Genomic DNA, 15,483 nt, shown 5'->3' on the forward strand with positions numbered 1-15,483 from the left:
AACTATTTCTTGAATTATAAAATTAACAATACCATGGCATACAATGAGGGATTCCCCCATTCTTATAGGGAGTAACTTTCTCTTTACAATAATGGTAAAATTCTGGGATTCTATTTTCATTTAAGTAGGATAATAATGTTTCTAAATCATCAAAAATTTCGCCATTAAAATAAAACATAGGTAGTAATAAAGCATCTTCGTTTTCATTACGTGTGAACAATTCCAATGCCGAAAAGCCATCAGAATACCCCAGATCATAGTAAGCTCGTAAATACTCATTTTCACTCATTCTTTTGTTATATAAATATAAATAACTATGAACAACGTCATGAGTATAATTTGGCATTAATACTCTTCCTGATTTTTCATCAGCTATACATCTTTGAAAAGCATGTATCATACCATCTTGGTATGCAACTGTCAATAATAGTTCGGGATACTCTTGCAAAATTTCATGAAACTTTGCATCATCCATCCAACTTACGTGTGCATTTATTAAAATTTCATTTGCTTCTTCTGCAAAACGATATACCGTACTGTCAATCAGAGTTCCTTGATGAATAAGTTCATTTTTCAAAGACTCAACAAAAAACGTTCCATCAGTAATAATCGGGATTATATTTTTAGGGTGCTTCTCCAACCACTTTTCATCAATTGTCACTAAATAAAATTGATTTGCAAACTGTCCCAAATCATCTGAGAGAATTTCAATAATTTTATTCAAATCTTCGTCACCGAAAGAAAAACCTACAAATACTACTGTTTTTGTTGATAAGATAGTTTTTAACCTATCCCCAATAGGTTTTGTTGACAATTTTTTATAGCAATTTTCATAGTCCTCCTCAGTTGCAATAATTGAACCTATATTTTTTATAGAACCATGAATTTTAAAAACCCTTTTATCAAATGCATCCCACAAAGCAACATCTTCATTATAAATAATTGGAAACATATCACAATTGTCCTCAAACAAAGTATCCCAATTAGTTGTTATTACAGTTCCAATCTGTGGAATTTTAGCAACTTCTTTGTGAAATTCTGAAGCAATACCATATAGTTCCGGAAAATTATCGATCATTTGAAATCTTCTATTTATCCTTTTAAATAGTTCTTTTCTACCATTTACGACATTTTCACAAAACAAACTCATCAACTTAGAAAAGGATAGATTATCATCTACTTCAATATGATTTTTATATTCCAACTCATCTTTTATATCCGTATAAAATGAAGTAGGCATAACTTTTTTTGACTCCGTACTTATACCTGCACCACAGAATAATACTAAATCTCCCTTAATTGCTGCCTGAATGACATCATCAGGTAACGTAAAACCATTATCATTGTTACATTCTCTACACCCTTCTACAGATTTTCCTTTAATTTTTACCATCATTTCTACTCCACAATTTTGTCAAAATAACATCATCACTATTCGGTCTAATTATTTTTTCTTTCTCAACCTTTACAAATACTGGAACTTGAATAGCATTACCAGTGATTATAACCTCTCCTTTACCTAAACTAGGAATTTTATTAAAAGAAGTTTTATCCAGCGTAGGCATAGTATTAACCAACATTCGTAAATCATTATCATTAACCAATCTATGAATGAAATAATTATGAACTTGTGAAAGAATAGTCGGTGAAATATCTGCTGGTCGTTGACTAGATAAAGTTAAGTAGAAACCAAATTTCCGTCCTTCCTTAATAATTTCCTCAAAAATATTCAATCTGTAGTCCTGCCAAGTATCTCCTACAGAATGATTTTGAGCATTTAAAATATTATGTGCTTCATCAATAATTAAATGACTAGTACATGTAACATCGTTTCCTGCTATTTTCGTTTTCTGTTGGTCATAGACCATCTTAGAGATAAGCATAGGAATTAATCTAGTAATCTCCTGATTAGCATGGACGAGATTAATAATATTTAAACTAGAAAAATCTCCTTCAATACTCTCTTTAACTTCAACAACCTTTTTCAAACTATTTAAAGCTGTATCAATTCTATGAAATAAAGGATTAATATGCTCAATGTTTGTTGATTTCCAAGTACTATAGTGAACTTTCTGAAAATCTAAAAAGAACTTTAATTTATCTATCAAGTCTAAAGTATCAAAACTTTTTGCAAGGTTTTGCCTTATTTCATCAATTTGTAACTTTTTTTCTTCTTGTTCAGTCAAATCAGACTTATCGTTAAAATAACCACGTTCTTCTCCCTGAATAGAATAAGACTTATATGTTGAATTGTACGTTAACGAAGAAACTTGATTAAATATTATCCATTTTTCTTTTGATATATATGACTTTGCAACTTTAATCCAATTATCTCTTGAATCAGATAATGCTGCATCCCCCGTTGTAAGAATTTTTTTCAACGTTCCAACCACAAATTTTGCAATAACTTCTCCCGTATGTTCTTTTTCATTCCACTCATTCATTGCTTTCCTAAGAAATGGAACTTGAGTTGCTGAAGAAGCTCCAAATAAAATTGAAAGGATATCTGGGTCAAAAAGGTATTCCTCAGTAATAGGGATTTTTTTTGATGTATTACTCCTAGTTTTGACATTAAATACTTTCTTATGGGCATTAGTTACACCAAAACTATCATCTTTTGTATATTCACCATTAAAATCAATAACATAGAATTTTGAATACTCTAAAATTTTTTCTCGATACTCTGACCGAAATAATTCTAGAAATAACTTATGCAATGTATTAGACTTACCACTACCGGTATTCCCAAAAACACCAATATGAGAAGCAAAAATTTGATTAATCGATAAAGGAACAACTTGACCTTCTAAGATTGATTTACCTATACAAATTGTCGGTTCAGTTTTATTAATCCCATATATTAATTCTAAGTCTTGCTTTGAAGTAATACAAACCTCATTACCAATCATAGGTACATATTGACTTGTTATCTGGAATTCACCATTTTCAATTACGCCTTTAGTTTTTAAATGAACGATTCGATTTATCGAATTTTTTGAAAAACGATTATCAAATTCTGTACTCCGAATTGTATTTTGCTGATCAGCAACTTTCTCAGTAACAACAGAAGCGATAATTTTTACATTATTCTGCAAAATTGTCAGATATGCTCCTATTTTTGCACCTTGTAACACATCACCATACCATAGATATTCAGCATCATTAGATAAATGATACATTCCAACTTGAGAAATATCGCCATCAACACCTACGATTACACCTAATTTTTTCACAACTCGATTCATTATACTTCTTCATCCTCAATGATAAATAACTTTGTAAGACTACTTATATCAAAATTCCCACTTGTACTCAAAGTGTTCTTATTTTCGACTTCCAAACCAGATGGTAACACTATCTGAAGATTCCTAGGAATATTATCAAGAGATAAATTCTTCTTAATAACATCAAAATCCCTATCAGCATAACAAAATATATAAATCATTAACTCTGGATTCTTTAAGGCTCTCCTTATCATCTTGGCAATATGATCATCTTGAAAAGAGAATCCTATAACAATTAATACTGATTGAGGTTTATCTAGCTCTAGTTGGAATACTCTCAACATATCATGAAAATGATTGTTAAGATATGTTTCCTGTCCTTCAAGTCCAGTGGGTCTAACAACAACTGGGTAATTGACCGTACACGGTCTTATTAAAATCTGATTATTTTCACCTTTTTCCCAATTCATAGACCCATGAGGTTTAATTAAAGAAATTGAAGGAAGTTCATTTAAATAATTTTCATTTAACCCTCTATATGCTACACTTTTGTTATAATTAGAACTATCTAACACTTTATAGAAATAACCATTAGACCCATCATTGAATATGAAGTTATTGTTTTTCATTAATAAATCCAAGGATCTCTCAATAAATAAATCATAATTTGTGGTAAAAATATTAACACTCTTTGAAACCGTTCTAGAATTTGAAATGTAAAGCAATGTAATTACTTTTTCTAAGAACCTTACATATCGTTCTAATACAAATTCAATACCAATCTCTAAAGCAGCAAAATTCTTTAGTTTAGTAAAATATTGCGCAGAATACAAAGTCTGTTTATCCATGTTTCCAACAAAGTACTTGATTCTATCATTATGATTAAAAGGTAAAAAAGAACTAACTTCCAATATATGTTTTTCTAAATTTTTATTCGCTATATCTTTAGAGATACTTATGCCATTTTTATCCTTAGCAAAGTGACTCATTAAAGGTATTGCTGGATAAGATACACCCGAGCCAATTAAAATATTCAGTTTCTTAGTAAGTATATTCTTTTTGAATTGTTCCACATTAAAAATTATATTTTCCATAATACTTCCTTTTATTAACCAACGCAAGAAATACAACTATCTATTTTCAACACAAAATGTAGACTAACATTATTTTTACACTTAGATTATATCATAAAACAGCAAAAAAACGCCTTTAGATAATAATATATCTAAAGACGTTTATTTTTATCCAGCTACTTGTGTAGTTTCTTCTGATTTCGCTTTCTTATCCTTCTTACCTGAACCAGTCAATCGTCGTTTACTATCTCGGATTGTATTCAGGTCTTTAAGGAGTTTGGTCAGGTGTTCTTTTTCAGGATAGGCTTCTGCGCTGGCTGCGGTATAGCGCATAAAGAGGTCGTAGATGCTGGTTAGTTCGGTACGGACTTGTCTGGTCTTGCCGACTTCCTTAGCAGACTTATGCGCACGCGCCTGACTTTCCACCTTATCATAGTCTTCCTGCGCACTAGTGACTGCAAGGAGCATAGGGGTCAGACCTAGACTGGTAACTGCTGTCTGGTAGGGTTCTTCGCTGAGGGTTTTGAGCAAGCTTTTGATTTCTGCCGTTTCCACATCATTGCTATGCTTGGTGATATCCTTGTACTTGGCAAAGACTGGTTTCAAAGTCTCATGGGCTTCTTTGAGTTTGCTTTCCTTGATCTTAGCAAATCCTCGATGAAGGGTAAAGAGACCAACTACGGCGCTATCACGATTGCGATCGACTTCGGTCAGGTTCGTCGCCTCTTTCTTTTATACGATAGCGAGTTGGGCTTGGAAGTCTGCTAGCTTGCTCCTGAAGGAATCGAGGTGCTTGCTATACATAGGCTCGTCCTTATGTGCCTTGGCAAAAACTTCTAGTAGTTGACCCGTATCTACCATGAGACTTTCAAACTCACGGTTGGTAAAGTTGGTGTAGCTTAGAGGACGGATAGTGAATGTTTTTGTCATGATGATAACCTTTCTATTTAACGAATCATTTAGTTTTTTCTTTATCAAATAAAGACTGGATTAGTTCTGGAAGATAGACCTGTTTTTGAACTGTTTTTACAATGCTTCCTTGTCTAGGAGGTTGAATCAAAGGCCTATCCTTTCTTACATAGACTTGAAGCAATACACAGACCAAAAATAGGAGGCCCCATAGAGGAAGGTCCGATAGGATACTCTCATCATTTTCTTTATCTTTCTTCATCAGATTTCTCCTTTAAGTTGATAAGACAATTCTAACAAATAGCAAAGAACTTAGGACACTCATCCGCTCAACTGTCTACTTTATCATCCCAACAGCAATTTTTTTGCCTATTTTTTACTTTTATAGAATAAATCCGTCATTTTAAAATAATACTCAATGAAAATCAAAGAGCAAACTAGGAAGCTAGCCGCAGGTTGTACTTGAGTACAGCAAGGCGACGCTGACGTGGTTTGAATTGGATTTTCGAAGAGTATTAAAAATCCCTATCTGACTGGAAATACACTCCGTCTGTCAGATAGAGACTCTTACTATTTTTAGATTTTAACTTTACTAACTTTAGAATACATCTAAACTTTAGGAAAGACGACTATTCGAAAGCTAGAAGACCCCAAAACTTTCTCAGATAGACTATTCGAAGCTTAGAATACTCATAAATTTATGTAGTCCTTATTATTCTAAGCTTAGAATACATGTAAACTTTAGGAAATTTATATCTTCGAAACTTCGAATAGCTACCTACCCTACTCGAATCGACTTTTAACCTTCTTCTTAGTCAAGGTACGGTCATTTTTATTGGAGAGAGCTTTGATACGAGCTTCGAAAAGGATTTGCCGTCCGGCCTCTGTTCGTGTGTAGACGAGGTGATAACGTCCGATAGTTGGTGTCAGAAAGTCGAGGAATTTCTGTGCTTCTTCCTTGCGCTTGTCAAAAAGACTTGGCACGACATAGTAAGGTGACTGACCTTGTTGGGCTTTCTCTGCCTTCAAGAGATAGCGCTGGTTATCCACTGGAGCAAAGAACTCTCCCACAGTCTGCGCAAACAGCTCCTTGTCCCTCATGCTTCCTCCCTTGAGATAGGCGAAAACCATATAATTTTCCTTGTCCTCCTCTACATGAACACGGGATTGATCGTCCGTTAGATGCCCCGAATCTAGCAGAGCCTTTCGTATCTGCTCACCCAGAGATTGCAAACGTTTATAGGGACTTTTATAACGGAGGTAGCGCCAAGATGCAAAGATCAAAAAGAGGAGACAGGCTGCTGTAAGCCACCAAACACCAATCAGTCTCAGTCTAAATAGCAAGACTAACAAATCCACTGCCAACAAGAGCAATGACATGCGAACCCATTTTAATGCATCAAGCAAGAGCATGACTGGGATCTTCTGTTTTTGAGTCGCGACTTCTGTAACTATCTCGAGCTGATCCGCTACGACAAGAGCATCTTTCCATTTTTTTCTCAAGCCTGCTCGATCCTTGGAGAGGCTCTTAACTCGCTCATTATACTCACTAATTTGCTTTTTCTTAAAAGGGGGCTTTGGAAAATCCAAACGATCCAAACCGGTCTCAATACTCTCCTGATTATAAGCCAATCCAAGAAAATGCTCCATCCGTCGCGACAAGGTCTGCAGATCTTGATTGCTCTCTGGTCTAGGCTCCTCACCAGGAAAAGTGATAAGTGCTTGCGCTTGAACGGCTACCAGATGCCAGATGTTGCTGGTCTTTTCTGGATGTCCCGGCCAGATACGAATGGCACGCCCGCGCATCTGGTTACTCAACATAAAGCTCCCCACAAAGCTTCCGAGGATTAGGGAATTAACACAAGGAGCATCCCAACCCTCTCCGAGGAGAGATTTGGTTCCGACTAGGACTTGAATCCGCCCTCGTTGAAAAAGCTCCGTCACTGCCGCCACGATTCCCTTAGCTGAGCTCGGAAAACCAACCTGCACATAATCTTTTGGATCCAAGTGACCAATAGATGAGAAACTAAGAGGAACCTGAGGCAAGAATTCCTTCAACTCTGCTGCCACATCGGTAGGCAAAATAACGACACTACCTGACAAGACAGCCAATGACACAGGTATTTCTTGCTCCTGAGCTTTTCGACGAATGCTTTCAAAATAAGGGAGAACCCCCAACTGAGAAATGGTTGCCTGATTATCTCCCAGATAGGTGGCAAAATCCTTGCGAATATAGTCAGCTAGTACTAACTGTCTCAGTTCCTGACCTAGACTCTCATACTCCGTCAAAAAGATATCGGCAATGGCAGACAACTTCCCTAGAGATTGGGTTAAAAGCTGGTCAGAAGCCTTAGACTTAACCAGATAAACCTGACGTTTTTCCACCAACCCACGCGCCTTCAAGTCAGCCTCTAACTTTTTCCTATATCCATCTGGATCCTCATACCAATCTGGTGTCTGATAGAGTATGCTCTGCAACAGCGTCTCCAACCAGTAGGAGGTCAATGTTGGAAGCCTCTGGGTTCCCAGTAAATTTTGCAAAGAGGGAGGAATCGTTAACCCCTGAGAATGCATATAAATCAACATAGCAGACAAGTACTTGGGATCTTCTAAAAGCAAATCAGATGAAATATCCCCTTTGAGGACCTTAGACCCTGCTACAAATGTTTGAAAATCAGGATCGACTATAAGGTGATGAATATAGTCCCACTTAGTCTCCTCAAACTGTTTGAGACGTTCCGCCTCTTCAGCTGTTGGTGAACACATATAGACAAAATCCTGATGAGGGCAAAGAGTGTCTTCCTTGACTAGTTCAGGTACCATGATTTCCTGATCGATCTCCCCACACATACGGATATAGCGTTCCCAAAGTTCAGGCTCACTGTCATAAGGTGGTGTCGCTGTCAGGGAGATGAGTTTCAGCGGTCCATACTGCTTGCGAAAGGCTTCCAGACTTTTCCACCATTCATTGCGCAGGTGGTGGCATTCGTCCAAACAAAGAGTCGCAACTTTCTGAGCTCTTAGGCTTGCAAACAAATCAAACCCCACAAAATCCTCTGCTTCTCCATCTTCTTGTGATTGAAGTTGGTTCATGGCACTATGAAAAGCCTGATAGGTCACAATCGTTAATGCCTTCATCTCCTTTAAGTTTTGGGAAACGAGGTCTGAAAGCCTCTGACCATCCTCTAGAAAAGTAGCTTGAATCCTATCTACCCATTGTTCACGAATGGTGACAGTCGGAACTAAGATGAGGGCTGGGTTGTCAAAACGAGCGATTAACTCGATACCTATGGTTGTCTTTCCAGACCCTGGAGCAGCCACTAGATGAACATGACCGTCTGCTTGATAGTCCTGAAAACGATCCAAGACCTGTTTTTGATATTGGCGCCAGCTTCCTTTAAAGTTTAAACCTAACATGATACCCCTCATTCTATACCGTCATTTTCTTATTCTCATTTTACCACACTTATTTCTCCAGTCAGATAATCCAGATAGTTTTTCTCCACAAAATATGGTATAGTAGAATTATACTATCTATGAGGAGTTTACATGTCACAGGATAAGCAAATGAAAGCTGTTTCTCCCCTTCTACAGCAAGTCATCAATATCTCATCTATCGTCGGGGGTGTCGGCACCTTGATTTTCTGTATTTGGGCCTATCAGGCGGGTGTTTTACAGTCCAAGGAAACCCTATCGGCCTTTATCCAGCAAGCTGGAGTTTGGGGGCCACCACTCTTTATTTTTTTACAGATCCTACAAACCGTTGTTCCGATCATTCCGGGAGCTTTGACCTCAGTGGCTGGGGTCTTTATTTACGGCCACATCATCGGAACCATCTATAACTATATCGGCATCGTAATTGGATGTGCCATTATCTTTTACCTCGTGCGCCTCTACGGAGCTGCCTTTGTCCAGTCCGTCGTCAGCAAGCGCACCTATGACAAATACATCGGCTGGCTAGATAAGGGCAATCGTTTCGAGCGCTTCTTTATCTTTATGATGATCTGGCCTGTCAGTCCAGCTGACTTTCTCTGTATGCTGGCTGCCCTCACCAAGATGACCTTCAAGCGCTACATGATTATCATCATTTTGACCAAGCCCTTTACCCTAGTGGTTTATACCTATGGTTTGACCTATATTATTGATTTCTTCTGGCAGATGTTTTGAAAATAAAAAAATCCGTTTGGTTGCCCAAGCGGATTTTTTGAACATAGACAGACTATCGCTTGATCCTAAATATGCTTTAGTAAGGAAATCATGACTATTTTCGCGAGTGAAGCGAGAACTTGCCTAGACTTTCCGCCGTGATAGAAACACCTGAAATCTAATGGTTTCAGGTGTGCGGAAACTTTGAGACTTTAGGCTCAAAGTTTAGGTATGGAATTTCGAAGAAAGTCGCTACCGTCCGTCATCACTTAAGGAAAGGCTCAAAAAAATTGTCTTCAAGCAAAACATCCGTTTGGTTGCCCAAGCGGATGTTTTCTTTGTTTTATTTTGCGACACTCTTAGCAAGGACAAAGTTTCCAAGTGTGGCAGAACCATTGCCTGCAACTGCTGGCGTCACAATATAGTCACGTACGTCTGGTACTGGTAGGTAGCCGTTGAGGAGAGCTGTAAATTTCTCACGTACACGGTCCAGCATGTGTTGCTGTGCCATGACGCCACCACCAAAGACGATCACATCTGGACGGAAAGTCACTGTTGCGTTGACCGCAGCTTGAGCGATATAGTAGGCTTGAACATCCCAAACAGAGCTATTAAGTTCGATGTTTTCACCACGAATACCTGTACGAGCTTCAAGGCTTGGTCCAGCCGCAAAGCCTTCCAAACAGCCCTTGTGGAAAGGACAAACACCGTTGAATTCTTTCTCCACATCCATTGGGTGTTTGGCTACATAGTAGTGCCCCATCTCAGGGTGACCTGCACCACCGATAAACTCGCCACGTTGGATGACACCTGCACCGATCCCTGTACCGATTGTGTAGTAAACCAAGTTTTCGATACGGCCGCCAGCATTGTTACGGGCAACTACTTCACCATAGGCAGAGCTGTTTACGTCTGTCGTGAAATACATGGGTACATTGAGGGCGCGACGGAGAGCCCCAAGCAAGTCCACATTTGCCCAGTTTGGTTTTGGAGTCGTTGTGATAAAGCCATAGGTTTTGGAGTTTTTGTCGATATCGATGGGACCAAATGAACCGACAGCAAGACCAGCAAGATTATCGAATTTTGAGAAGAACTCGATGGTTTTATCGATAGTCTCGATAGGAGTTGTTGTTGGAAATTGTGTTTTTTCCACAACATTAAAGTTTTCATCACCGACAGCACAGACAAACTTTGTACCGCCCGCTTCCAAGCTTCCATATAATTTTGTCATGATAAACCTCTTGTTTTTATTTTCTTTATTATAGCATATTTTGAAAGTCTAGATTTCTCTATATTTTAGATTTTCCTCTGTAAATCTTACCATTCAAGCAAAAACGAACAAACATGTCATTTGTTCGTTTTGTTTTTAGATTTGATTTTTAAAGAGGATTAGGCTTTCACTTCGATGATCGCGTCGCCCTTGACAACTGAACCACTTGCGACTGGTGTCACAGAAGCGTAGTCTGCTGTGTTGGTTACGATAACCATTGTTGTGTCGTCAAGACCTGCAGCAGCGATTTTGTTTGAGTCAAAGGTTCCGAGAATGTCACCTGCTTTGACCTTGTCGCCTTGAGCAACCTTTGCTTCAAAACCTTCACCATTCATAGATACAGTGTCAATACCAACGTGGATCAAAACTTCAGCACCATCAGTTGTTTTCAAACCAAAAGCGTGTCCTGTTGGAAAGGCAATTGAAATTTCAGCATCAGCTGGTGCATATACCACACCTTGGCTAGGTTTTACAGCGATTCCTTGTCCCATTGCCCCACTTGAAAAGACTGGGTCATTAACATTCTCAAGAGCAACCACGTCACCAACGATAGGAGTTTGGATTGTTTCGTTTTTGCTAGTTACAGTTTCTTCGGCATTTGCCTCTTCAACTTTAACTTCAGTGACTTCTGTAGTTGCTACTGCTGCAGCTTCATCAGCAAAGACACCTGCTGCTTTTGTTTTACCATAGAAATAAGTCAAGGTAAAGGCTGCAGCAAAGGAAATAAGTTCTGCAATCACATACATTGGAATTGATCCTGCTTTAATAGAAAGGAATCCGATAAAGCCAGCCGCTCCCAAAGAAACAGCAATGACATGAGTTAATCCTGCCACAAAGGCACCAACTGCTGAACCAGCAAGAGCACAGAAGAATGGGAATTTGTATTTCAAGTTTACCCCAAAGAGAGCAGGTTCAGTGATACCAAGGAAGGCTGAAACAGCTGCTGAGCTTGACAAACCTTTAGTCTTAGCATTTTTAGTCAAGAAGTAAATAGCAAGAGTGGCTGCACCTTGCGCAACGTTTGCCATTGAAGCAACAACAAAGATGTAGTCACCAAATCCAGTACCGTTATTATTGTATGCCGATAATAACTGAGTTTCAATAGCAGGGAATGATTGGTGAAGACCAGTCATAACAATCAGTGAGTAAGTGCCACCAAAGAGTCCCATACCAAATGCACCTGTAGTATTGTATAGCCATACAATAGCATTGGTAATCGCATCAGAAACCACTAACATCACAGGACCGATAACTGTAAAAGTTAGGAACCCTGTAATCATAACAGACAAGAGCGGTGTGAAAGTAAAGTCAACTGCAGATGGCAATTTCTTGTGGAAGAATTTTTCCAGAGTCGCCAATAACCAGACAGCCACAAGAACTGGGATAACTTGGTAAGCATAGTTTGTTTGTGTAACATGGTAACCTAAAATATCCCAAAAAGCTTCTTTACCACCCAAATCTGGAGTGGTCATAATCATACCGATAGCTGCACCAAGAAATTGGTTTGCCCCAAAGCGTTTAGCTGCTGAAATACCTACCAAAACAGGCAAGAACATAAATGGAGCTGCAGACATCAATTGAATCATCGCTGAAATACCTTTGATAGCAGGGTACATGTCTTCAATTGATTGAGGCCCAAATAAGTCTGGTGATGTCAAGAAGTTACGCAATGCCATCAAAAGACCACCTGCAACCAATGCAGGAATAATTGGAACGAAGATATCTGACAAAAGCTTAATCAAATCCATCAATGGATTAAATTTTTTGTTTTTATTCGCAATCTCTTTTAAATCATCTGTGGAAGCTTCTTTCAAACCTGTTTTTTTGATGATTTCTGCATATACAAAGTTAACGTCTCCGGGACCAATAATAATTTGGTATTGTCCGTTTGTGCTAAATGTACCTTTAACATCAGCATTGTTATCTAAAGCTGCTTGGTTTACTTTTGTTTCATCTTTTAATACCAGACGAAGGCGGGTCGCACAATGTGCTGCAGCTACAAGATTCTCTTTGCCGACAGCCTCAATGACCTCGGCAGCAACTTTACTATAATCCATAGCAAAAATCTCCTTATAAAATTTTGTTCTTGTTTGAAAGCGATTTTATTCGCCCTACGACTATTATTTTATCACGTTTCTAAAATATGTCAAGCGTTTTGCAGATATTTTTATTTTTCTCCTGCTCTTTATATTCATTTGTGATAGTTTTTGACTGAATTCTTCTATTTACTCATAAAAATATCCTTAAATTAGAGGGTTCAAAGCTTTTATTTTTCAATCTCTTTCATATTTTCGTGAAAATTAACCGAATCCTCTTCTTGTATTTTGTGGCAATCGTTTGACATATTTTTCTATTTTTTAACATAAAAGACTTGCTTTTTTGGTCGAAAACGTTTACTATTAAGATAGTAGAACTTTCGGAGGAATGATATAATGGAATGGACAACAGAGCGTCGCTACAGACGCTACGAGGATTGGACAGATGATGAAGTCAAGGAAATCAAGGAAAAGATGGCACAATCTCCATGGCACACTCATTACCATGTTGAGCCAAAAACAGGACTTCTCAACGACCCAAATGGCTTTTCTTATTTTGATGGCAAATGGATTCTCTTTTACCAGAACTTTCCTTTTGGAGCAGCTCATGGCTTGAAGTCTTGGGTGCAGCTTGAAAGTGATGATTTGGTGCACTTTTCAGAAACTAATGTCAAAGTCTTGCCTGATACAAAACTCGATAGTCACGGTGCCTACTCTGGCTCTGCCATGCAGTTTGGCGATAACTTGTTCCTATTCTATACTGGAAATGTCCGTGATGAAAACTGGATCCGTCACCCTTACCAAATTGGCGCTCTTTTGGACAAAGGTGGCAATATTTCTAAGATTGACAAGGTCTTGATTGACCAACCAGCAGACTCTACTGACCACTTCCGTGACCCACAAATTTTCAACTTTAAGGGTCAATATTATGCTATCGTCGGCGGACAGGACTTAGAGAAAAAAGGCTTCGTCCGTCTCTACAAGGCTGTAGACAATGATTATACAAACTGGCAAGCAGTTGGCGACCTTGACTTTGCTAACGATCGCACTGCCTACATGATGGAATGCCCAAATCTGGTCTTTGTAGGGGAGCAACCTGTCCTTCTCTACTGTCCACAAGGATTGGATAAAAAAGTTCTAGACTACGATAATATCTTTCCAAATATGTACAAAATCGGGGTTTCCTTTGATCCTGAAAATGCTAAAATGGTAGATGTGTCACCCCTTCACAACCTAGACTATGGTTTCGAAGCCTATGCGACTCAAGCCTTTAACGCTCCAGACGGACGTGCATTGTCTGTCAGCTGGCTTGGTTTACCAGATGTTTCCTACCCATCTGACCGTTTTGACTACCAAGGAACCTTCTCTTTGGTCAAAGAACTCACTATAAAAGATGGGAAACTCTACCAATACCCTGTCGCAACTATCAAAGAACTTCGTGCCTCTGAGGAACCCTTTTCAAATCGTGCTCAAACCAATAACACCTATGAACTGGAGCTCAACTTGGAGGCCAATAGCCAGAGCGAGATTGTCTTACTTGCTGATAAAGAAGGCAAGGGACTTTCAATCAACTTTGACCTTGTAAATGGTCAAGTTACAGTAGACCGTAGCCAGGCTGGAGAACAGTATGCCCAAGAATTTGGAAGCACTCGTTCATGCCCAATCGACAATCAAACTACTACTGCTAACATCTTCATCGACAATTCTGTCTTTGAAATTTTCATCAATAAAGGAGAAAAAGTATTTTCTGGTCGCGTCTTTCCGCATGTGGATCAAAACGGTATCCTGATCAAGTCTGGAAAGCCAACCGGAACCTACTATGAATTAGATTATGGTCGCAAAACTAACTGATGTCGCCAAACTTGCTGGCGTCAGTCCCACTACCGTCTCACGGGTTATCAATAAAAAAGGCTATCTGTCTGAAAAAACCATTCTCAAGGTCAATGAAGCCATGAGAGAATTGGGCTATAAGCCCAACAATTTAGCTCGTAGCCTCCAAGGAAAATCAGCTAAGTTAATCGGCTTGATTTTTCCTAACATTTCCAACATTTTCTACGCAGAATTGATTGATAAGTTGGAACACCAGCTCTTCAAGAATGGATACAAGACCATCATCTGTAACAGCGAGCACGACTCTGAGAAGGAACGAGAGTACATCGAAATGCTAGAGGCCAATCAGGTCGATGGTATCATTTCTGGAAGTCACAACTTGGGAATCGAAGACTACAATCGTGTGACAGCCCCAATCATTTCCTTTGACCGAAACTTGTCTCCAGACATTCCTGTTGTCTCCTCTGACAACTACGGTGGCGGGGTTCTCGCTGCCCAAACCTTGGTCAAGACAGGTGCCCAGTCTATCATCATGATTACAGGGAATGACAATTCCAACTCGCCTACTGGACTGCGTCATGCTGGCTTTGCTTCTGTTCTCCCAAAAGCTCCTATTATCAATGTTTCGAGTGACTTTTCTCCCGTTAGAAAGGAAATGGAAATCAAGAATATCTTGACTCATCAGAAACCAGATGCTATCTTTGCTTCAGATGATCTGACAGCAATTTTGATTATCAAAATTGCTCAGGAACTGGGAATCTCTGTTCCTGAAGAGCTCAAAGTCATCGGCTATGACGGGACTTACTTTATTGAGAACTACTACCCTCAACTCGCGACCATCAAGCAACCCTTGGAAGAGATTGCCCACCTCACTGTTGATCTTCTCTTGCAGAAGATCGAAGGCAAGGAAGTCGCGACAACTGGTTACTTCTTACCAGTCACATTATTACCAGGAAAAAGTATTTAAGTACAAAAAACTCAGACGAATGCGTCTG

At 38.9% G+C, this 15,483-nt stretch carries 10 protein-coding genes and 1 pseudogene; 3 read left to right on the forward strand and 8 right to left on the reverse strand.

The annotated features are described in order from the left end of the window. Positions 1-22: 22 nt before the first annotated feature. The 6 genes and pseudogenes from SNAG_RS07610 to SNAG_RS07640 form a co-directional block, all read right to left on the reverse strand. A complete protein-coding gene (locus SNAG_RS07610) occupies positions 23-1,396 on the reverse strand; it encodes an SIR2 family protein (protein WP_231906665.1) in 1,374 nt (457 codons plus the stop codon). Further along, the gene (locus SNAG_RS07615; protein WP_096408112.1) at positions 1,380-3,245 is read right to left on the reverse strand and encodes an ATP-binding protein; all 1,866 of its coding nucleotides are present in this window, start codon (positions 3,243-3,245) and stop codon (positions 1,380-1,382) included. Before SNAG_RS07615 ends, SNAG_RS07610 begins: the two co-directional genes overlap by 17 nt. Beyond that, the gene (locus SNAG_RS07620; protein WP_096408115.1) at positions 3,245-4,318 is read right to left on the reverse strand and encodes an SIR2 family protein; all 1,074 of its coding nucleotides are present in this window, start codon (positions 4,316-4,318) and stop codon (positions 3,245-3,247) included. The genes SNAG_RS07615 and SNAG_RS07620 overlap by 1 nt, the downstream gene beginning before the upstream one ends. A gap of 147 nt (positions 4,319-4,465) precedes the next feature. Beyond that, positions 4,466-5,227, reverse strand: a pseudogene (locus tag SNAG_RS09820) (DUF6261 family protein). 25 nt (positions 5,228-5,252) lie between these two features. Beyond that, entirely contained in the window at positions 5,253-5,468 is a 216-nt protein-coding gene (locus tag SNAG_RS07635; RefSeq protein WP_096408120.1) for a hypothetical protein, read from the reverse strand. A 521-nt stretch (positions 5,469-5,989) separates the two neighbouring features. Then, the gene (locus tag SNAG_RS07640) at positions 5,990-8,623 is read right to left on the reverse strand and encodes a DEAD/DEAH box helicase family protein (protein ID WP_096408122.1); all 2,634 of its coding nucleotides are present in this window, start codon (positions 8,621-8,623) and stop codon (positions 5,990-5,992) included. A gap of 132 nt (positions 8,624-8,755) precedes the next feature. Between SNAG_RS07640 and SNAG_RS07645 the strand changes: the two genes are divergently transcribed. Then, entirely contained in the window at positions 8,756-9,373 is a 618-nt protein-coding gene (locus SNAG_RS07645; protein ID WP_000076176.1) for a TVP38/TMEM64 family protein, read from the forward strand. 322 nt (positions 9,374-9,695) lie between these two features. Here the strand turns inward: SNAG_RS07645 and scrK are convergent, their stop codons facing one another. Then, positions 9,696-10,583 (reverse strand): fructokinase ScrK, encoded by an 888-nt coding sequence (gene scrK / locus SNAG_RS07650; RefSeq protein WP_096408125.1) that lies wholly within the window; start codon positions 10,581-10,583, stop codon positions 9,696-9,698. Positions 10,584-10,741: 158 nt separating this feature from the next. Beyond that, positions 10,742-12,679 carry a sucrose-specific PTS transporter subunit IIBC gene (locus SNAG_RS07655; RefSeq protein ID WP_096408127.1) on the reverse strand — a complete coding sequence of 646 codons (1,938 nt, stop codon included), beginning with the start codon at positions 12,677-12,679 and terminating at the stop codon, positions 10,742-10,744. 375 nt (positions 12,680-13,054) lie between these two features. Between SNAG_RS07655 and SNAG_RS07660 the strand changes: the two genes are divergently transcribed. Together SNAG_RS07660 and SNAG_RS07665 are read left to right on the forward strand one after the other, a co-directional pair. Then, positions 13,055-14,509, forward strand: a complete 1,455-nt coding sequence (locus tag SNAG_RS07660; protein WP_096408130.1) for a sucrose-6-phosphate hydrolase — start codon at positions 13,055-13,057, stop codon at positions 14,507-14,509. Further along, positions 14,490-15,455 carry a LacI family DNA-binding transcriptional regulator gene (locus SNAG_RS07665; protein ID WP_096408132.1) on the forward strand — a complete coding sequence of 322 codons (966 nt, stop codon included), beginning with the start codon at positions 14,490-14,492 and terminating at the stop codon, positions 15,453-15,455. Before SNAG_RS07660 ends, SNAG_RS07665 begins: the two co-directional genes overlap by 20 nt. The last annotated feature ends 28 nt before the right edge of the window (positions 15,456-15,483 follow it).

The organism is Streptococcus sp. NPS 308, assembly GCF_002355895.1.
GTDB lineage: Bacteria > Bacillota > Bacilli > Lactobacillales > Streptococcaceae > Streptococcus.